The organism is Rickettsia hoogstraalii, assembly GCF_000825685.1.
In the GTDB taxonomy this organism is placed as follows: Bacteria; Pseudomonadota; Alphaproteobacteria; order Rickettsiales; family Rickettsiaceae; genus Rickettsia; species Rickettsia hoogstraalii.
This window is the reverse complement of the sequence record NZ_CCXM01000001.1, coordinates 1,184,295-1,203,430: the sequence shown is the minus strand read 5'-3', so window position 1 is coordinate 1,203,430 and position 19,136 is coordinate 1,184,295. Positions and strand designations below refer to the sequence as shown.

Sequence of the window (19,136 nt, the reverse complement as noted above, 5' to 3'; positions counted from 1 at the left end):
CGGGGCGGTATCCAGTATCCACACAACAATGCCTGCTCGCAATGACGATTTAGTATTCACGAAACACAGCCTCCCTTTCCAACCAATATTTACTACAGGCGAAAAAATTGGGGTTAGCAAAATTTTCTTTACCGTAAGTAATTTCTTGTCCATGTGTATCTAAAATATTACCGCCGCCGGCTTTAATTAAAGCATGACCTGCCGCTATATCCCATTCCATAGTTTGACCGAATTTTGGATATATATCAGCTGCTCCTTCAGCAATTAAGCATAGTTTAATTGAACTACCTATTGCATTTATTTGACCGAATGAATATTTACTTAAAAATTCTTTAGTAGCTTTATTTGAATTATAAAAACCTATTACCGCATTAAGCTCTTCATGTTTAGGTTCATGATTAACAAATATTTCTTTAGAATTCTGTTCGATTTTTAACCGACCGTTTACATCGGTATAATATAGCTTTGCTGTTTCAGGGTGATATATCAAGCCGATAGTTGGAAGACCGTTTTCAATAAGCCCTATATTTACCGTATATGTACTTTTACCGTTTACATAGCTCCGTGTCCCGTCAATAGGATCGATTAACCAAAAAGTATCATTGCTTAATATAGGTAGCGGCTGCTCTTCACATACTATAGCTATTTGAGAGGTTAAGCTTCGTAGAGTTTGATAAATTATTTTACTAATTTCCTTATCGGCATTAGTGACTACTGACCCATCTGATTTAATATCAGTCAATATTCCTGCCTTTTTTATATCTAGTGCAACCTTACCGGTATTAATAATTAAATCTTTTAAAGCGGCTATTAAGTTATTATTCATATTATTTATTAAATGCGAATATCATTGTTGCATGGTTCGGTTTTTCCGTCATTGCGAGCGGGCATTGTTGCGTGGATCAATTTCACCTCTGTCATCCCGTGGCTTGACCACGGGATCCAGTTAAAAATACTAAATTATTAGTATTTTTTATTGTTTTTATGGACCCCGTGGTCAAGCCACGGGGTGACACAGTGGGTTTTACCGGTCCACGCAACAATGCCTTGCGAGCGACTGCAAGGAGCGTGGCAATCTCAGGAAATTTGACAAGATTGCCGCGTCGCTTCGCTCCTCGCAATGACGTTTTACTAGCCATGCAACAACGTTGTCCTTTCAATAGTAGATTACTTTTGTAATTTGTTATCGGGAATGTTTAACATCTCGCTAGCTACATCATCTTCTAACCACTGACCGGTATTTAAAAACGTAGATTGCTGCAACTCAGCGATTTGATGATCAGGTGATCCCGGTAACATTTGCCACCCCAAATATTCAATTCCATAATATCCTATATCAACCATGCTTAAATAAGAGTCCATATTTTCTAAATCTTTTTTATTATTTGCAAAAATTACTATTTTTGTAGGTTGTTTTGGTATAATTTTTAAGAACTCTATAAGAGTTTTTACTCTATTTATATTACCGGTAAATATTATACCTAAATAAAAAATAGGGGCTCCAGCATCGCTTGGATTAAATCTAAATACATCTTTATCATTAACTTTATTAGTAAAATTAATATTGAGTCCGTAAAGTAAGGTATATAACCATCCTTCATAATTTTCAATTAAATTACATGGAGCAGTTATTTCTTGAAGACCTAAAACTGTTGCACCTTGCTGTTTCATCTTATTAATTAAATCTACCCATTTAGATTCAACAAGCATCATTTGACGCTGCACTATCAATTTTGCAATAGTTTTATTAACTGATGCGTTATCCGCTGCAAGACTATATAAATATTTAGTAAAATTTATATAAGAATTATCCCGGTATCGAAATAATTTGGATTTCGGTGTTATAATAGTATTATCTATATTTATAAGTACCAGCGTATCTGCATCTATCTTCGGTAATAAATTTTTCATTGTTACCGAATCTACAGAGTAAGTAGGAATAATTTGACCATAACTTACACACGAAATAACTAAGCAAAGTAAGCTCAATAAAACTTTATTGATTTTTATCATAAGGATTTTTATCTTTTATCTTGTTAGTTTTTAGAGGCGGATTATTTCTTTTTATCTTATTTATTTGAGGTATTAAATCATTAATCAGTTTAGTATAATATGCAGCATCTTTATTTTCCGGGGTATTTTTATTATTATAATGATAACCAATAAATAATATATTAGAACTATAACTACTAAGTTGAAACTCCATTGATTTTAATAATTCTATGTTACTGCTAATTATTATAAAAGCTTTAGGCATAAATCCCATTTGAATAAGGAAATTGAGTATCATTTCCGCTTCCGATATATTATTACTCGTCAATATACCCTTATAAAATACCGGATAAGTATTAGCAAAACTGTCTAAATTGTTAAAAATAACATAATTATTGTTTGGAAAACTATTTGAAAAATCAATATTGAAATTTTTCTTTAAATAATCGGCAAACCATATTTCAAATTTAGGAATATTATTAAAATTACCGGTAAATCCATCATTTACTGCTATTATAGGGATTTTACTATTACTCATTTCATTTACAAAATTTGGAAAATCAGATTCTTGTAATTCTTTCTTATAACTATCATTAGTTAAAATCAATTGATCTATATAAATAGCTTTTGAATTTTTATTAATATTACGCAAAAGAGGAGTTAGTGTAAGATAAATATCTTTGTCAATTTGTTCACCTATAGGCACTAAAGACTTAAACAAAAATTCATCTAAAACCGTTACTACTAATAAATCCTGAGGTACATAATTTTTATTATAATTTTCTTTAAAATCTTGTTTTATTTTATCTAAGTTATCTACTTCGATAATCTCTGCTTTAACTAAGGAAGTAATAAGTAATAGTAAGATAAATAAAGATTTTTTGAATATCATCATAATTTTTTAAATTTTATTATTGTATAGGATAGACGAAGTTTAATTTGGAAAAGAGCAAGGAGTCTATAAGGCGAGGAGCGGAGCGTATACTTAATACGTGAGCACCACAGAACTTATAAGACGACGTAGCCAATTTTTCAAATTAAACGAGTATATATTAGTGTTACCACATCATAGTGCTAATATCAATCCATATTAAACTATAATATGGTAAATATGTTTGGAAGTTTTTTTAGCTCGCTTGGCGGCGGCATAGGAAATACATTTGGAGGCGGCATATTTTCAAGCGTGGGAAGATTTGCCGGTAAAATGCTTGGTGAGTATTTAGATCAATTAAATCACGAACCGATAGAATATGACAATATTAAAAATTTCAAAGAAAGTTTTAAATATATAACAGCTAATTACGGCGAAGCTATACCGTTAATTTTCGGTACTACAAGAGTTAACGGAAAAATAATTTGGGCAGATACAATAAAAGAAGTAGCAAATAGTACCCGTCATAAAGAATATTTCCTTATTTTCATAACTTAAAATCCGTTACTAATTTCACTGAATATAGCTATTTCTTTTCTTTTGCAGTTAGTATTTGCGAGGGAAAAATTACCAAGATTAACAGAGTATGGGCAGGTGATGAGGTAATAAATTTAGGTAAGTATAATTTTAGATTATATAAAGGCTCAGAAACACAATTACCCGATCCTTTAATTGAAAACTATCTCGGCAACGGCAAAACTCCTGCTTTTAGATCGCTTAGCTATATAGTATTTGAAGAACTACCCCTAGAAGATTTCAGCAATATTATTCCAAATTTCTCATTTGAAGTAACAAGAAAACCCAATATTTATCTGCCTAATAATTATGCAAAAGTTGAAAATCTAATTAGTAGCATTAACATGATCCCTGGCTCAGGCGAATTTGTTTACGATACGGAAGTACAATATAAAACTTTGGAAAGTTCTTACGGCGGCATTATAAGCCATGAGGCTATTAACTCCCATAATCATTATAATATTGCGGATAGTGTATTTAGTCTCAATCAGCTACAAAATACCTGCCCTAATATTAAATGGATAGCACCGGTAGTTTCTTGGTTTGGCGATAGTTTAGATATAGGCTATTGCAGCATAAAACCGGCTATAGAGTTTAACGACCCTCTAACCTCATATTCATGTACTTGGCAAGTCGGTCGTTATAATAGAGTAAATGCTAAAATTATCTCTAAAGATGAGCATGACAACCCTCATTACGGCGACACGGTTAATGACGCTAGTTTAGTGCGTTACTTAGCTGAGCTAAAAAGACGTAATTTAAAAATTATGTTTTATCCAATGTTTTTCATGGATCTATCAGGTAAACCATGGCGTGGGCATGTAACAGGTTCTGCAAATGCAGTAAGTAATTTTTTTCATAAAGCGGATGGTTATAATAACTTCATTCTTCACTATGCAAGGCTTGTTAAAGATTACGTTGATGCCTTTATAATCGGCTCGGAACTAATCGGCATAACTTCTATAAAAGATTCAGCAAATAATTTTCCGGCAGTGCTAGAACTTATAAATCTTGCTCGTTTAGTAAAAGAAATATTAGGAAGTAATGTACAAGTTACTTATGCTGCCGATTGGTCAGAATATCATCACACTAGCGGTGGCTGGTATAATCTAGATACGTTATTTGCCTCCCCTTATATCGATTTTGTCGGGATAGATGCTTATTTCCCTTTAACTAGTTCTTTAAGTTCTCAGATAACTAAAGAAGAAATTATGAAAGGTTGCCACACCGGTGAAGGGTATGATTATTATTTAGACGGTAATGGTAATAAACAGCCTCTATCTGCTGCTTATGCTTGGAAAAACGTAGAGTATTGGTGGAAAAACCATCACTATAATCCTGATGAAAATCGAACGGCTTGGGAACCAAAAATGAAAAAAATATGGTTTACTGAGTTTGGCTTTCCGTCAATAGATAAAGCTCCAAATCAACCAAACGTGTTCTTTGATCCTAAATGCACGGACGGCGGTAGTCCTAAATATTCCTCGGCAGGCACGGATTTCTCAGTGCAACGTACGGCTATTAAAGGATTTATAGAATATTTTACTTTTTTGATGTGATAGCAAGCGAATGTGAAAAAATTAAATTTCTGAAGCGAGGAGCAGGTAATTTAGAGCATCTAAGCAGTGAGAGCTTAATAAAAATTTCAGATAATAGTTATTTAAAGCAAACGGAAATACCTGAAGAAAATATTATTAGCAAGCTTAGTATTAATTTTATCGATAGGTTTAATAATTATACTAATTCCTATTGTTACATAAGCAATGAAACAGGTTCAAATAGTCCAACCCTTAACGTCAAAATTCCTATTATTTTATCCCTACCCGAAATAGAGAAAATAGGAGGATTAATCAAAAAATGCTTCTATTGAGAGCAAAGTAATTAAATTCCTAATACCTTCCGTCTTTCATGGGTTTTAAGCCAGGCGATTTTTTAATACTGCATTATAACAAACTTAAATATCAAATTAGAATAGTAAATATACAACTACTTTCCCTAACTTCTTATGTTACAGGCGTTATAGATAATTTATCTTCTTATTATTTGCCAGCTGCAAATATTTTATCCGGTTTTGAGAAAACCATAAAGACCGAAGTTAAATGTGTTATACTTGATTTACCTTTTAATGTGGTAGAAGGAAATGATCAGCCTTATCTAGCTGTTTATTACAGAGTAATGTTAATGAAGCCTTATATGTGTCTACAGACGGCAGAGATTATACCAAAATAGCAAATTTAACTAACCGGACTTTTATAGGAAGCGTTATCAGCTTTACTTCAAACTCTCTTACTATTAATTGTAAAAGTTTTGAAACGCTAGTTAATGATGATTGGAATTTGGCAGCTTTCGGTCTAGAAATTATAAAATTCAAAAGATGGGAAAAATTAGATATTGATACTTATAAAATAAGCGAAATAATTAGAGGCGAATTTGCCACCCAAAACTTAATTCGCTCTCATCTTCAACACGAAAATTTTATTTTACTTAAAAAGAATTTTAATATCATTCCTGTAGCTAAAAAATTAAAAGGTAAAAAAATATATTTTAAAGTCGGCAACCTATCATCTATAGAAATTACTTTCCAAAACAAAGCGGGATTATAGATAGAAAATTTTAATTTAATTTTTTAATCTCTCCTTTTGTTAAACCGGTATATTTTATTAGTTTGTTCTACTTTAGTCAAAGAGTAACTCAAAGCACTCTTTATATAATCAACACCGGTATTAGAATTAGCAACTATTGTTAAACAGTTAGATATTTCTTACCATTTATTAAATAAATTAGGTTTGTGAATATATTTCATTAGAATTTGCAAAATAGCTAGCCAAGGATTTTGTTTTAATTTCTCATCAGCTATATTTTGTAAGTCTATAAGTTGATAATCATTGCTCCAAGTAGCTTTTACTAACTCACTATTTTCAAATAAATCCCATAAATTTAAAGGAGCGGTATATTTTTGATTATCATTAAAAAATACTAACGGATATATAAAAGGAAATTTCTTGGGGTTAGGATACAAGCTCAAGTGTCGTTCAGCGATATTTAACATATACTTAAACAAGAGAAAAGCCATCAAGTGATCGGAGCTACTTTGATGTTCCAGTAGTAGATATAAATAACTTTCGTTGTTATTAATTTTAACAGAAAATAAAACATCCGTGATAGATTCTTTAAGGTTTGGCTCTATAAAACTATCATTTTCCAGTGTTAAGGTAGTAGGGGAAAATAAAGCTTTTATATGCGGCGGTAAATGCATATTAAAAAATTCTCTAGCAACAAAAGGATTTGCTAAAGCTTTTTGAAAAAACTTATCATGCTTTATTTTTTCTGACATAATGTTATTTATGAGTAGTATATTTGCACAATAGCAGAAAAAATGTAACAACCCAAGATTGAAATTTATATTTTTAAAATAATGTAGTATTATAAAAAAATCGCTTGATATGTATATACAAAGTAATTATACTGTATTAAGACATTTATATCGGTAATAAACATGCACGCAGAAATTATTAAAATCGGTAATTCAAGAGGCTTACGCATTCCTAAAGCTTTTCTTGAACAATGTAAAATAAAAAGTACAGTAAATTTAACGGTAAAAAATCACTCTCTTATAATAACTCCTTATGAAAATATAAGAGAAGGATGGGAAGAAAGTTTTAAAACTATGGTTAAAAAGAAAGATGACCAACTCTTAGATGAAGATTATATAGACTTAGACACAGAAGGCTGGGAATGGTAAATATTAACAGATTCGATATATTACTTATTTCTCTTGTTCCGACTAAAGGAACGGAAATAAATAAGACTAGACCTTGCGTTGTTATTTCTCCTAATGAAATGAATAAGTATATTAATACTCTTATTGTTGCTCCTATGACGAGTAAAATTAAAAACTATCCAACTCGTGTTACGGTTACTTTTGATGGTAAAAAAGGCAATATCGTATTAGATCAAATTCATACTATAGATAAATCTAGAATTATAAAAAAACTTGGAACTTTAGACAATGAAACTATAAATTTAGTTTTTAAGACTTTAAAGGCTATATTTACTTAATGCAAACTATGGCACTGTTAACAAAATAAATTTCAAGGGTAATTAAATCACTTTTTGCTGCAAATTGTAAGATTTTTTTGAAATATGAATAACTATTACTTCAAAAATCTTATTAATTTTCGCTAAAAATTCTTTTTAATTATCCATTAAAATTATTTTGTTAACAGTGCCATAAATAAGTTCCTTGTCCATAGTTCGCATTAAATAAACTTACAGATTTACCTTAAGCCTTAAAGAACCTTGATTAGCTATGTATTTCTGCGCAAGGGATAAATTATATCTAATACCAAACTCCATCATATTATATTGAACAGAAAGACTCCCGCCTAAATTATAATTTAGTTTTGTAGGTTTAAATTTAACTGTTGTAAGCGGCTCATCTATTCCATCAAGCCGTGCATCGGTATTCGGTAATTTTCCTTTAAAATCATAATTTACAAAACCATACAATTCCGGTTTCATTTTTACGTCTTTTACAAAGAAGTTAGTTACACCTTTTAATCCAGCTATGCCTTCAAATCTATCATATGATTTTTTTCTAACGGATAAATTTTGGAAAGTAGTACCTGTTTCTTTGTAACTATTATTTTTAAATGTAGCATAACGAGTTCCGATCATCGGTGTTATAGCAGTAAAGTTAGATATTAAATAATTATAACCGCCAAGTAATTCACCACTATAAGAAGTGTTATTAAATTTACCGATTGCAGTTTGATCGTCCGTATAAACCTTACGTTTTTCATAATTCTTAACTCTACTTCTACCGTATGAGCCTATAGCCTCAACAAAGAAATTACTTGTCCCACAATTATAAAGCCCGTAGGTAGATAGAATATATATCGCTTATAGCTTTAGTCTTATCACCGACTTTATAATTTTGATGGCGTAATTTACTATAGGCTCTAGTGTAAGCAGCTCCAACTATTACACTGTCACTTAGAGCATAATCAAAACCTATTATTCCTCCTTGAGATTTAGACTTATACCCACTTGCCCCATCATTACGGGATTTTTGTGTAGCCTTACCGTAAAAAGGAACGCCCCAGATACCCGTACCGATATTATCCTCATCACCGGCAGCTACTGCCGCTTGATTAGTAAGACTTTCACTAGCATTTGGTTTATTTAAACCGTTTAGCTTAAATGTACTTTCATCTTTATTATTTACTTCACCTAGTCTAGCATTAATCCCCGAAGAAACAACGCTGTCCATATTTACCGAAATATCTGTTAATATGTCCTGTATTTCTTCTATATTAAACTCTCCAAGTCCCTCACTCACTTCTCGTACATCTGTTCTTCCACCTAACCGATTTAAAGTTTCTGAAACATTTTTTGTTGATCCTAAATCATTTAATACTTTACCTGCATCACTCTCATTACCAATGCCAATACCAATTAATTGCTCTACAAGACCGGGAGCTATAGGACCCGTAACCTCATCTCTTATCGGTTTTGGATCAAAAATAGGCACTATTACACCACCTTCTCCGTCTCCAGGATTTCCTCCACCGTTATCGCCGTCACCTGGGTTCTCTGGATCACCACCTCCTGGATCAGGATTTTCGGGATTACCGCCACCGTTATCATTATTATTCAGTAATACAACTCCATTCTCATCGCTTACCCATCTTACCCATCTTATTAACCTGTTTAATTCTCCACCTGTATCAACAGTAACTTTATTTTGAGCAACAGGAGTAAAATTTCCACCTGCTTCTTTTAGTATTACTTCATGTTTGGTATCAGGAGTAATTTTAGTAATATCAGAGCGTGATTTGACTTTAATTACTAAACTATCTAAAGCTAAAGCCGACATATCAACATTAGCCCCGTTACCGACTAATATATGCCTCCCGATTTCACAGTCACATCAAAATATGTAATAATCTCAAGAGTACCGTTATATGTAACATTTCCTGTATGCTTTAATTCGTAAGTAGCTAAATCTAAAGCAATATCCGTAAATTGTGAATCAGCATCTATTCCTAAATTATCCAATAATACTATATTTGCTTTATTTGCTACTAAATTAGCTGCTTTAATATTTTTCTCAAGAATAGCAAATTTCTCAGGACCAAACTCTAAACGCTCTACATTTTTGATTTCTTCTTTTAACCAAACATTTTCATCAAATTTTATAGCACCGCCACCATTAATCTCAGCATTTACTAAAACCGCATCTTTAAAATGTACAGAAGCAGCAGCATCTACAAAATTCAGCTTATCTACTTTAATATCAGTTAAATAAGTAAATAACTGAAGCGAACGAGGAAGGAGATCTCTATCTACTAAAACATCCTGTATAATTATATTTTTAGCATTTCTATTATTACCTCGTTCAAAATCCATATTCTTACCTGCATCAATGTTAATCTCTTTAGAATATACATCACCTTTAATAGTACTATTCTCACTAACTTGTACACTTGCTAAACTATTATTTTTACTTCCTAAATTATAAGTAGTACCACCCTCTATATTAAGTTTTACGTTACCTTGCCCGTTATTCGCGGTAGTTACATCTGAATAAAAATTCTTAGTATTTACCGTAACTAAACCGTTTCCTGTTAATTCTATTGCTTTTAATCTGTGATCTTCAGTCCCAATAGCACCGTTACCGGTGTCAAAATCCGTTATTGCTAAAGTGTGAAGATTATTTCCTGCTGTAGTAATATTAGTAACTCCACCTGCCGCTTGTAGCGTTAATATCGCTTCTTGTCCTGCATTTGAGAAGTTAATAGCTTGGGCTTTTAATTCACCTGTAATAGTAACGTCCCCCTTAATATTTAATTCAGCTAACTCATTACCTACCGTACCGAGCATTGCTTCATTCTTACCGTCTACAACTAAATTATGACCGTTACCATCCAAAAGAACAATACCGCCACCACCAGCAGTACCTTTTAATAAGCTACCCGCAAATGTAACAATTTGATCTACAGGAGCGGTTAATGTTAGTTTTGAATTTGCATTGCCAAAATTAATACTGCTATTTTGACTAGTTAGTAGAGCTAAGTTAGCATTATTTACTACAATTAAAAAACTCTGTCCTGCATTAGCATTCCCTATATTTATTGTTTTAAGCGTACCAACGCTTGCATCCGTAGCCGTTAAGGTAGTTAAAACGTTTAATATACCGGTTTGTCCGTTTGCTATAACGGTATTGAAAATATATTTATCATTACCGTTAAACTCTAAAGTACCGCCTTTTGCTCCAAAATCAACATTCTTTGCCGTGAGATTTTTATTAAGTTGTAGTTTCCCACCGTTTGTAAAATTAACACCACCTACAAATACATCATTTGCTAGAGATACATTTGTTGTATCATCTCCTTGGATATTTATAATAGCAGGGCTATTTTCGGCATCCGTACCTATACTTCCACTTACAGTACCGTTCCTTTAAAATTCAAAATACCGCCAATCCCGCCGGTATTAAGTACAGCTCCATCAATTGCACGACCGTCATTTATACTAAACGTTCCGTTAGTCCCTTTAAAGTCGATATCTCCTATTATACCTTCAGGTGCTAATGTACCGTCTGCTTCATAATTTACGTTACCGGTCATTAATCCTTTAACCGTGACATTAGCATTTGCTATAGTAAAAGTTTGAGCATAAGCCGCACCTTCTATAGTATCTACACCTTTAAATATTACTTTCTCTAAAGCTGCTCCATTTTCTCCTATATTATCCGTTACACTACCGTTCCGGCTGAAAATTAATATGCCTTTCTCATTAGTCTTCGTTGTTACGCTACCGTAAATTGTTGCATTATCTTCTAGCGTTAAAGCTGAATCATCGGCCATAAGCTTCACTGTTCTCGTATATATATTACCTCTTAAACTGCCCTCTCCCACTCCTATCTCTACTCTTTCAAGAGCAAACCCGTTTGCTCCGATACCCGCAACGCTGCTATTTCGGCCAAGTACTAATATACCTTTTGTGTCCATCTTCGTTGTTACACTGCCATAAACCTTTGCATTATCCTCAAGCGTTAAGACTGAAGTATCGGCCATAAGCTTCACCGCTCCAGCATATATATTACCGCCAAGACTGCTCACTCCAGCTCTAAGCTCTACTCTTTCTAAGTTGAAGTTATTTGCTCCTATTCCGTTCGTTATGCTACTTCCGACTCCAAGCGATAATACTCCTCTTGTATTGTTTTTTGTGGTTACTGATCCGGTAACTACAATACCGTCTGCTAATGTTAATTGTGAATTTTGATCAGTTAAAGCAACAGGAGCAAATACATTAGATGAGAACGTAATAGGATTTGCTCCGATATTTACTAATTTTAAACTTTTCCCATTAGTACCAATCGTACCGGTTACATTCCCTGCTCCTATCGTCAATGTTCCTGTATCATTTGTAGCCGTTGTAACCGCTCCGCTAATCCCATTACTTGCCGTTAACTTGCCATCTGCTGCAAACACTACCTCACCGCCTGCTCCTAAATCTAAGACCTGATTAAGAGTTACCTGTCCGGTACTATTCATATTAAATCACTTTGTAAATACCGTATTATCAATTACGATATTACCTGCTCCCTTAACTTCAAATTCTTTAAGACGATGCGTATTGTCCTGCCCTATCGTATATGGTCCTCCATTATTTGCTATAGTAAGATTGTTCGTAGTTGCCTCTATTCTTACTATACCGTATTCATCTTCTGCATTTGATGGATTTAAGTTAGCATATAACGTAAACTGCTTATCCGTATACCGGTATTTATTAAATTTAATTCCGAGCCTGCCCCTTCAAATATTATCTTTGCACCGTTATTTAATAAATCTACATTTCCACTTTTAGCATCAATCGTATATTTTATGTTATTAGCTATTTTTATCTCTCTTATATCTCCGGCACTTGGGTCACTAATTGTAAAATCAGCATTCAGAACTATCATACCGTTATTAGGATTTACTATAGCATTAACTGCAGATGGTGCATTTATTACTAATGTACCTCCATCTGCATTCTCATTATTGAAAACTACTCTTCTTGCAACTAAACCCCTCTCAATATTTGCCTTACCTGAAGAATCAACACCTTGAACAAAAACTAAATCATTTACAAGTACATTTCCTCTTAACGCTACTTGTTTTGTATTATCACCCGCAATCTCTATAATATCAGGCTTATTTTCGTCATCCGTACCTATATCTCCCGTAGCCTCTCCATCACCTATGAACACTAAAGTACCGGCTATACCGCCGGTACTAGTAACACTACCGATAATCTTAGCTCCCTCCTCTAAATAAAATGTACCTCCTCTATTATTAAAGTTAACATTTCCTGTTAGCCCTCCATTTGCAAGTAAAGCACCTGCAGCAGTATATTCTATATTTCCTACCATCTTTCCGGTAATATCTGCTTTTGTATTAACATTTGCCACAATAAATATTTCTGCATTTGCAGCCCCATCTATATTATCTACACCGTTAAACACTACTTTTTTTGCCTCTACTCCACCGGTAACCTCTCCATCACCTATAAAATACAAGCTACCGGCAACGGAGCCGGTACTGGTCACTGCCCCATCAATCGTAGAACCATTACCTAAATTAAATACTCCATCATTACCTTTAAAGTTAATATCTCCTGTTATCCCTTTAGTAGCTGCTACCGTACCTGCTGCGTTATAACTTAAATTACCAATCATACGACCATCGGCAGTTACATTAGCTTTAGCATTAGCTACTATAAAATCTGTAGTATTTGCAGTAGAACCTAGTCTTGTATTTCCTGTACCATCGAAATTAATAGTAGTGGCATTGGTTATTGGACCCGTAACGCTACCTCTCAAATTTATAGTTGTTGAAGCGGTATTTATAGAATTTATTGCACCGGTAACTGTCTTTCCTTGATTAATAGTTAATACAAAATTATTACTACCATTGCTAACACCTTCTATATCAGCAGTAACATCATTATTTATAGTCATTCGCATATTTGGGTTACTGCCACTAGTACGATTTACTTGAATCTTAGACGCTTTGACCTCCCCGTTTAATACAATATTAAGACTATATTCATTTGCATTATTTATTATTAATTCCTTTATAGGATTAGTCATACCTATAGCACTATTTATAATAGAAGGTTGTGCTATATTATTTCCTCCTTGCGATATAATAACTGAACCATTATTATCTGCATTATTTATATTATCTATATTAGCTGCGAAAACTTGATTAGAACCTATGCTTACCTTAAGAATATCATCAACATTTTGAAAGTTAACCTTTCCTATAATAGGATTATCACCACTAACATTTAATGTACCGGGCTGATTATATAATACCTCTCCTTCTGCTCCTAAATCTAATACTTGATTAAGAGTCACCTGTCCGGTACTATTCATGTTAAATCGCTTTGTAAATACCGTATTATCAATTACGATATTACCTGTTCCTTTAACTTCAAATTCTTTAAGACGATGGGTATTGTCCTGCCCTATCGTATATGGTCCTCCATTATTTGCTATAGTAAGATTGTTCGTAGTTGCCTCTACTCTTACTATACCATATTCATCCTCTGCACCTGATGGATTTAAATTAGAATATAACGTAAACTGCTTATTTGCATTCCCTGTATTTACTAAATCTACTTCTGAATCTGCTCCTTTAAACGCTATACTTGTTCCATTATTTAATAAATCTACGTTGCCGTTTTTAGCATCTATATTAAAAGCAACATTATCTGCAATATTAGTTTCTTGAATAGTAGAAATCGTTGGATCTAAAGCTGTAAAATTAGCATTTATATCTAACCGACCTTGTTCACCGTTAATAATCTTTCCTGAGAATGAAACTTGACTATTAGTAATCAAAAGTGTCCCACCTTTGTTACCAAACCTCATATTACTCATAAAATTTATTCCACCATTCGCTTGAAGCGTAGCACCGCCATTATCATTTCCAATTATAATATTCCCTATATTTCCTGCACTTGAATCTCTTAAAGATATTAAAGAACTAAATATTTGCACTGTAGCATTCGCCGCATTACTAAACTTACTACCAGTTCTAAAGTTACTAGCCATTACTAACGTACCAGCACCATCATTAAAATCAACATCCCCAATTATCCCCCTGTTTAACACTAGCGTACCATCAGTTCCAAAAGCGATGTTACCGCCTACTCCTAAATCTAAGATTTGATTAAGAGTTACCTGTCCGGTATTATTCATACTTAGTAACTTTGTAAATAGCGTATTATCAATTACAATATTTCCTGCTCCCTTAACTTCAAATTCTTTAAGACGATGCGTATTGTCCTGCCCTATCGTATATGGTCCTCCATTATTTGCTATAGTTAAGATTATTTGTAGTTGCTTCTACTCGTACTATCCCATATTCATCTTCCGCATCTGATGGATTTAAGTTAGCATATAACGTAAACTGCTTATCCGTATTACCGGTATTTATTAAACCTAACTCTGAACTTGCTCCTTTAAACGCTATACTTGTTCCATTATTTAATAAATTCATGTTACTATTAACACTATCAATATCAAAAGTAGTGTTATCGGCGATATTCGTCTTTTGAATATTAGTAACAGTTGAATCAGTAGCCGTAGTAACTCCGGCATTTACATTTAATGTTCCATTTGCTCCGTTAGTTATTGCTCCTCTAATTGTAGTATTAGTACCGTCTATATTTAGGACAGAATTTGCACCTGTAAAATTAAACCTTACTCTCCCTGCACCTGTTCCATCTTGAATCGAATTGGGAGCAGATAAAGTAAGCGATTTATCTCCGGCAATATTAAAATTCATATTTCCTGCACCATTAGCTGTAGTAGTCTTAGTTATTATAACATCGTTATTTACATTTATTGTTTCTGAGGATGCACTAGTGTAAAAGGTGCTATTTAGAGTTACTGGGGCATTAATATTCAAATTAATACTATTCGCCACCCATCTGTGTAAATGATACCTGTTGTAATGCACTATAATCATTTACTGAAGGAATATCGCCGACCCCTGCACTACCATTTAAAGTAATATTTATATTAGTAGCATTATTAAATCTTGTAATATTCAAACTCTTTACAACACCGGACATTGAACCAATTGTAAGATTTATAGCTAGATCCGTGCTACCGCTACCGACCGACATTGTAGTTACTTCTTGATCAGCCCGTATAGCACCTATATTGTAAGTACCGCTATTTGATACAGTTATATTACCGGAATTAATCACTTCAATAGTATTACCATCACCAAATGGTGGATTAAAATTAGTATTCGGATTATTAAGATTAACATCCCCGACCATTTGACTAACAGCTGCTGCATATATTTCATTTACCGGCATGGTCAATGACAGACCTAATATTGATGCGGTTGCTAGAAAACTTTTTAATATTCTAGATTTTTTCCTCATAACTCTTAACCTTATAGTTGATTTATTGACTAAAACTTTATATTAAAACTCTTTAATTTATTAATTTTTGTATAAAGTAATGATATATTTATTGAATTGATGAGGCGTTTTTACAACATTAGGTTTTTAGGCTATTAATATATTAATCAGGAGGTTAAAATTAGATAAGATATTAGGTTCTGTGAACATTTCTAAAAAAGATTTTTTAAATTATAATTTTCTAAAAAATTATCTATTATCATTTTATCTTTTTCATCTATTTTTGAATTTTCCGAGCTTGTCGGCTATTAGATAATTTATTTAACTGTACTATTAAGTTAACTAGTTTATTTAAGGTTTCAGTAAGGTTTTTAGTGTCTATTATATTATTTTTATTTTTATGCAATGTAATACGTACTAATTCATCTTCGAGTAGAATAATGAGCCTCATTATAAGGTCATACAAATTATTTAACGTATCGCTAATATCTTTAGTCATAATCTATCACTGTTTATAACCGGTGGAAGTCCGACAAAAGCTCTTTTTTCATTTAAAGTCATGAAATTAGCATTAGAGATTTTAGCCCATAAATTTTCACGCTTTTCGGTTAATGCAGATATAGAATCACGATCAAAATCAATAATAATATCTTCCTTAAAAAGATATGAAAACCAATTACTCATACTATCCGCAATTTTATCAAGTAAAGGGATTAGCGTTTCTTCCCATAAAGCAAGACGAGCTTCCTGCATATTGCTATAGGTGTTATCGCCGTTAATACCTAGTAACTGCGGCAGCACTCCAAAGGCTAAAGCTATTTCTCTTGCCGCAGAGTTTTTAGATTCAATGAAATCCATATCCTTTGGGTTGATACTCATTTCTTGCCAGCCAAGCCCTCCCTCAAGCAACAAAGGCTTACCGGCATTACTATTACCGCTAAATTTCTCTGATAATTGAGCTTGCAATCTTTCAAACTGTTCATCGCTAAGATAGCCGTTACTATCTTTTACTATTAATGCACCGGAAGGTCTTGCTCCATTTTGTAATAATGAATGATTCCAATAAGAAGATTGCTGATGTAAATCTATAGGGAGAGAAGCAGCTTCTAAACAAGATAATCCGTAATGCTGATCTAGAGGATGATAGTTTTTTAAATGCAAGACTCTACTCATCTTAGCTATATGGTCAATCTTATAAATCCTATCACCTTTGCTACTTTTATATCTATAAGCAACTAAATTGTTATGTTCTATAACAAGCTCAGTAGCAAGAGCCGGTAGTAAATAAATTTCTTTAGGATATGAATCCAGAGTTGATAAAATATAACTATTACCGAATAATAATTTGCTTGCAATTAGCTCACTAAAAAAATCCGCTCCGGCTTTTTCAGGATTCGGTCTTTTTAGTAAATAATGTACCGGATGGTCTGATATTACTTCTCCGGTTCTACTTTTAAGCACTTTCCACGGCACATGTCCCGCCGATTGGGCAATTAAATTAATACATCTATATACTATAACATTTTCACGATAAGCTTCTATGCCTACCTTAACTCTTTTTAAGTTCCCGTATGCAATGTCGTTTAGTTCAATAAAATTTTGTGATTTGGTAGTACTATTCTTCCAAAACTTTTTCCAATAATTTTTTATCATATATCCTAATATATTTGTTGTTTTCAGGATTATATAATGATTTAGGAGGTAGACTAAGAGAGCTTAAAATAAGTACCGGACAGTTTTTAAAAAGATTTCGATGTCATTCCTGCGAAAGCAGGAATGTCTTGTTGTGTAGACCGGAAAACGCACTCGATGTCATCCCGTGGCTTGACCACGGGATCCAAAAAACAATTAATCACTAAAATTATAACTAATATTTTTTCTAGCAGAACTTATATCTTTTAAACGTTCACAAACCTTTTCAAAAACTTGTTTAGGCAAGATATTTGAAGCATTAATTTGTAAAAATTTATCGTCTTTTAATTTAATCGAAAAAGAAGGTTCTTGGAATTCCGGTCCATCAATTTCTCTAGCAATTTTTATATAATAACCGATTATATGACTGTTATAATAATCACTTTTACTAATCATTTTCTTAGCTATTTTATTAATCTGCATGTCAGTTTTAGCAGTATAAGTAACCGTAAGAGCAATGCCGAGCATAAGACGCTGTCTATGACTAAAAGGAATGTCTGAAGATAGTATAAATTCCGAAACAAAATTTGCTCTGAGGGTTTTATCAATATTTTTATTATATTGTGCTAGCATTATAGCGAGTTCAATAATAATAAGAGTCGTGGCATCGAAATTAATTAAAAGATATTGTACTGCTTCAATATATTTTTCAATTTTACATATATTTCTATCAAATTTTACTAATCTCTTCACCCTCTCATAAATAATATCTTTTTCTGTTTCATGAGACGGCAACGAGTCAAATCTTACTCCTTCTTTTAAACCGTAATTTGAGATAATAATCTTTTCCGGTGAAAATACCTTAATCATCGCTTTTATTACTAGAACTGCATTATAATTTATGGCTTTCTGCTCGTAATAACTCAGCTTTAATTTATCGATTTGCGATAATTTCTCTAAATATAACTCAAACTCTACACGATTTATTTCAAAATTATGTAAATTTTTAAGGGGATAATTTATAGACTCCATATATATACGGCTCATTAGACGTAATGCACCACCAATTAAATATAAATTAGGATGATGTGCAGCTCCAAATTCTTCCTCTAGCATTTTAGTAATCAGTCCAACATCACCAAAATTGCTACTAGCAATAATTTTTGTACCAAGCGGCAATGATTTTAATTTACCGACTTTTTTATTTCCAATCTGTGCAAGCTCAAGACTTCCACCGCCAAGATCGGCCACAATACCGAAAGCATCACTAATACCGGAAATTAATCCGGCAGCAGTTAAATAAGCTTCGCGTTCACCTGAGATAATTTCAATATCAATATTGAATCTCTTTTTAATTATAGCTTTGAATTCATCTGCTTTAGGATGCCCCCTAAGTATAGCTGTTGCAACACATCTAATATTAGTAACGGACAGTTTGGTAAAAATATGGATAAGATATTGTAGAGATAAATATGTTTGATGTTTTACGTCTAAATTATCTAAATTAAGTAAATTTGTAAGATAATTTCTAAATTTATAATTAAAAATTTCCGGAGCTCCAAGCTCATCACTTTCATAAACTACAGCTCTTAAAGCATTTGAACCGATATCAATAATAGCTGAACGCATT

General features: G+C 32.8%; 22 protein-coding genes and 1 pseudogene. 8 read left to right on the top strand and 15 right to left on the bottom strand.

All coding sequences use genetic code 11. The features are described from left to right. Positions 1-49: 49 nt before the first annotated feature. The 4 genes and pseudogenes from BN1174_RS06270 to BN1174_RS06255 form a co-directional block, all read right to left on the bottom strand. Positions 50-826, bottom strand: coding sequence for a 3'(2'),5'-bisphosphate nucleotidase CysQ family protein (locus BN1174_RS06270; RefSeq protein ID WP_040257395.1), 777 nt, complete (start codon positions 824-826; stop codon positions 50-52). Between the two features lie 38 nt (positions 827-864). Then, positions 865-1,139, bottom strand: a pseudogene (locus tag BN1174_RS13190) (hypothetical protein); the annotation flags it as partial. Between the two features lie 28 nt (positions 1,140-1,167). Then, the gene (locus BN1174_RS06260; protein ID WP_040257391.1) at positions 1,168-2,013 is read right to left on the bottom strand and encodes a DUF2608 domain-containing protein; all 846 of its coding nucleotides are present in this window, start codon (positions 2,011-2,013) and stop codon (positions 1,168-1,170) included. Next, positions 1,997-2,881 (bottom strand): DUF2608 domain-containing protein, encoded by an 885-nt coding sequence (locus tag BN1174_RS06255; RefSeq protein WP_040258084.1) that lies wholly within the window; start codon positions 2,879-2,881, stop codon positions 1,997-1,999. Before BN1174_RS06255 ends, BN1174_RS06260 begins: the two co-directional genes overlap by 17 nt. A 222-nt stretch (positions 2,882-3,103) precedes the next feature. On the opposite strand from BN1174_RS06255, the gene BN1174_RS06250 reads away from it, so the two are divergent. From BN1174_RS06250 to BN1174_RS06230, 5 genes are all read left to right on the top strand, one after another. Next, positions 3,104-3,421, top strand: a complete 318-nt coding sequence (locus BN1174_RS06250; RefSeq protein ID WP_052454777.1) for a hypothetical protein — start codon at positions 3,104-3,106, stop codon at positions 3,419-3,421. A 362-nt stretch (positions 3,422-3,783) separates the two neighbouring features. Next, positions 3,784-4,998: a baseplate megatron protein TIM-barrel domain-containing protein gene (locus BN1174_RS06245; RefSeq protein ID WP_052454751.1), complete on the top strand. Its 1,215-nt coding sequence runs from the start codon at positions 3,784-3,786 to the stop codon at positions 4,996-4,998. After that, positions 4,995-5,309: a phage tail protein gene (locus BN1174_RS10185; RefSeq protein ID WP_231555819.1), complete on the top strand. Its 315-nt coding sequence runs from the start codon at positions 4,995-4,997 to the stop codon at positions 5,307-5,309. The genes BN1174_RS06245 and BN1174_RS10185 overlap by 4 nt, the downstream gene beginning before the upstream one ends. Positions 5,310-5,347: 38 nt before the next feature. Continuing rightward, on the top strand, positions 5,348-5,668 hold the full coding sequence (locus BN1174_RS06235; RefSeq protein WP_040257388.1) for a hypothetical protein: 321 nt from the start codon (positions 5,348-5,350) through the stop codon (positions 5,666-5,668). After that, positions 5,635-6,042, top strand: coding sequence for a hypothetical protein (locus BN1174_RS06230; protein ID WP_231555818.1), 408 nt, complete (start codon positions 5,635-5,637; stop codon positions 6,040-6,042). The genes BN1174_RS06235 and BN1174_RS06230 overlap by 34 nt, the downstream gene beginning before the upstream one ends. 158 nt (positions 6,043-6,200) lie before the next feature. On the opposite strand, the gene BN1174_RS06225 is transcribed toward BN1174_RS06230, so the two are convergent. Further along, positions 6,201-6,773 (bottom strand): Rpn family recombination-promoting nuclease/putative transposase, encoded by a 573-nt coding sequence (locus BN1174_RS06225; RefSeq protein WP_040257386.1) that lies wholly within the window; start codon positions 6,771-6,773, stop codon positions 6,201-6,203. A 162-nt stretch (positions 6,774-6,935) separates the two neighbouring features. Here BN1174_RS06225 and BN1174_RS06220 point away from each other — a divergent pair, with 162 nt between their 5' ends. Both BN1174_RS06220 and BN1174_RS06215 read left to right on the top strand, forming a co-directional pair. Continuing rightward, positions 6,936-7,181: an AbrB/MazE/SpoVT family DNA-binding domain-containing protein gene (locus BN1174_RS06220; protein ID WP_040257384.1), complete on the top strand. Its 246-nt coding sequence runs from the start codon at positions 6,936-6,938 to the stop codon at positions 7,179-7,181. Beyond that, positions 7,175-7,498 (top strand): type II toxin-antitoxin system PemK/MazF family toxin, encoded by a 324-nt coding sequence (locus BN1174_RS06215; RefSeq protein WP_197062056.1) that lies wholly within the window; start codon positions 7,175-7,177, stop codon positions 7,496-7,498. The genes BN1174_RS06220 and BN1174_RS06215 overlap by 7 nt, the downstream gene beginning before the upstream one ends. Positions 7,499-7,708: 210 nt before the next feature. On the opposite strand, the gene BN1174_RS12360 is transcribed toward BN1174_RS06215, so the two are convergent. From BN1174_RS12360 to BN1174_RS06200, 3 genes are read right to left on the bottom strand one after another with little or no spacing between them, the layout of a single operon-like run. Next, entirely contained in the window at positions 7,709-8,275 is a 567-nt protein-coding gene (locus BN1174_RS12360; RefSeq protein ID WP_269379110.1) for an autotransporter outer membrane beta-barrel domain-containing protein, read from the bottom strand. 31 nt (positions 8,276-8,306) lie between these two features. Continuing rightward, the gene (locus tag BN1174_RS12355) at positions 8,307-9,317 is read right to left on the bottom strand and encodes an autotransporter outer membrane beta-barrel domain-containing protein (RefSeq protein WP_040257378.1); all 1,011 of its coding nucleotides are present in this window, start codon (positions 9,315-9,317) and stop codon (positions 8,307-8,309) included. A gap of 23 nt (positions 9,318-9,340) precedes the next feature. After that, positions 9,341-10,372: a hypothetical protein gene (locus BN1174_RS06200; RefSeq protein ID WP_040257376.1), complete on the bottom strand. Its 1,032-nt coding sequence runs from the start codon at positions 10,370-10,372 to the stop codon at positions 9,341-9,343. 292 nt (positions 10,373-10,664) lie between these two features. On the opposite strand from BN1174_RS06200, the gene BN1174_RS06195 reads away from it, so the two are divergent. After that, the gene (locus BN1174_RS06195) at positions 10,665-10,907 is read left to right on the top strand and encodes a hypothetical protein (protein ID WP_040257374.1); all 243 of its coding nucleotides are present in this window, start codon (positions 10,665-10,667) and stop codon (positions 10,905-10,907) included. Here BN1174_RS06195 and BN1174_RS10180 read toward each other — a convergent pair. From BN1174_RS10180 to BN1174_RS06160, 7 genes are all read right to left on the bottom strand, one after another. Continuing rightward, entirely contained in the window at positions 10,888-12,000 is a 1,113-nt protein-coding gene (locus BN1174_RS10180) for a hypothetical protein (RefSeq protein ID WP_156138524.1), read from the bottom strand. The two genes, BN1174_RS06195 and BN1174_RS10180, sit on opposite strands and share 20 nt — an antisense overlap. A gap of 188 nt (positions 12,001-12,188) precedes the next feature. Beyond that, positions 12,189-14,696 (bottom strand): beta strand repeat-containing protein, encoded by a 2,508-nt coding sequence (locus tag BN1174_RS06185; RefSeq protein WP_040257373.1) that lies wholly within the window; start codon positions 14,694-14,696, stop codon positions 12,189-12,191. Between the two features lie 112 nt (positions 14,697-14,808). Next, positions 14,809-15,408 carry a hypothetical protein gene (locus BN1174_RS06180; RefSeq protein ID WP_040257371.1) on the bottom strand — a complete coding sequence of 200 codons (600 nt, stop codon included), beginning with the start codon at positions 15,406-15,408 and terminating at the stop codon, positions 14,809-14,811. Between the two features lie 7 nt (positions 15,409-15,415). Further along, the gene (locus tag BN1174_RS06175; RefSeq protein ID WP_156138523.1) at positions 15,416-15,895 is read right to left on the bottom strand and encodes a hypothetical protein; all 480 of its coding nucleotides are present in this window, start codon (positions 15,893-15,895) and stop codon (positions 15,416-15,418) included. A 256-nt stretch (positions 15,896-16,151) separates the two neighbouring features. Next, on the bottom strand, positions 16,152-16,373 hold the full coding sequence (locus tag BN1174_RS06170; RefSeq protein WP_231555817.1) for a hypothetical protein: 222 nt from the start codon (positions 16,371-16,373) through the stop codon (positions 16,152-16,154). After that, positions 16,370-17,527 (bottom strand): phage portal protein, encoded by a 1,158-nt coding sequence (locus BN1174_RS06165; protein WP_040257366.1) that lies wholly within the window; start codon positions 17,525-17,527, stop codon positions 16,370-16,372. Before BN1174_RS06165 ends, BN1174_RS06170 begins: the two co-directional genes overlap by 4 nt. Before the next feature lie 195 nt (positions 17,528-17,722). Beyond that, entirely contained in the window at positions 17,723-19,135 is a 1,413-nt protein-coding gene (locus BN1174_RS06160) for a Ppx/GppA phosphatase family protein (protein ID WP_040257365.1), read from the bottom strand. Between the last annotated feature and the right edge of the window lies 1 nt (position 19,136).

What these genes read in the sequence shown, in the direction of transcription:
- BN1174_RS06270 (WP_040257395.1), bottom strand. Translation starts at nt 826, where the DNA reads ATGAATAATAACTTAATAGCCGCTTTAAAAGATTTAATTATTAATACC.
- BN1174_RS06260 (WP_040257391.1), bottom strand. Translation starts at nt 2,013, where the DNA reads ATGATAAAAATCAATAAAGTTTTATTGAGCTTACTTTGCTTAGTTATT.
- BN1174_RS06250 (WP_052454777.1), top strand. Translation starts at nt 3,104, where the DNA reads ATGTTTGGAAGTTTTTTTAGCTCGCTTGGCGGCGGCATAGGAAATACA.
- BN1174_RS06245 (WP_052454751.1), top strand. Translation starts at nt 3,784, where the DNA reads ATGATCCCTGGCTCAGGCGAATTTGTTTACGATACGGAAGTACAATAT.
- BN1174_RS06235 (WP_040257388.1), top strand. Translation starts at nt 5,348, where the DNA reads ATGGGTTTTAAGCCAGGCGATTTTTTAATACTGCATTATAACAAACTT.
- BN1174_RS06225 (WP_040257386.1), bottom strand. Translation starts at nt 6,773, where the DNA reads ATGTCAGAAAAAATAAAGCATGATAAGTTTTTTCAAAAAGCTTTAGCA.
- BN1174_RS06220 (WP_040257384.1), top strand. Translation starts at nt 6,936, where the DNA reads ATGCACGCAGAAATTATTAAAATCGGTAATTCAAGAGGCTTACGCATT.
- BN1174_RS06215 (WP_197062056.1), top strand. Translation starts at nt 7,175, where the DNA reads ATGGTAAATATTAACAGATTCGATATATTACTTATTTCTCTTGTTCCG.
- BN1174_RS12355 (WP_040257378.1), bottom strand. Translation starts at nt 9,317, where the DNA reads ATGTCGGCTTTAGCTTTAGATAGTTTAGTAATTAAAGTCAAATCACGC.
- BN1174_RS10180 (WP_156138524.1), bottom strand. Translation starts at nt 12,000, where the DNA reads ATGAATAGTACCGGACAGGTAACTCTTAATCAGGTCTTAGATTTAGGA.
- BN1174_RS06185 (WP_040257373.1), bottom strand. Translation starts at nt 14,696, where the DNA reads ATGAATAATACCGGACAGGTAACTCTTAATCAAATCTTAGATTTAGGA.
- BN1174_RS06175 (WP_156138523.1), bottom strand. Translation starts at nt 15,895, where the DNA reads ATGAGGAAAAAATCTAGAATATTAAAAAGTTTTCTAGCAACCGCATCA.
- BN1174_RS06170 (WP_231555817.1), bottom strand. Translation starts at nt 16,373, where the DNA reads ATGACTAAAGATATTAGCGATACGTTAAATAATTTGTATGACCTTATA.
- BN1174_RS06165 (WP_040257366.1), bottom strand. Translation starts at nt 17,527, where the DNA reads ATGATAAAAAATTATTGGAAAAAGTTTTGGAAGAATAGTACTACCAAA.
- BN1174_RS06160 (WP_040257365.1), bottom strand. Translation starts at nt 19,135, where the DNA reads ATGCGTTCAGCTATTATTGATATCGGTTCAAATGCTTTAAGAGCTGTA.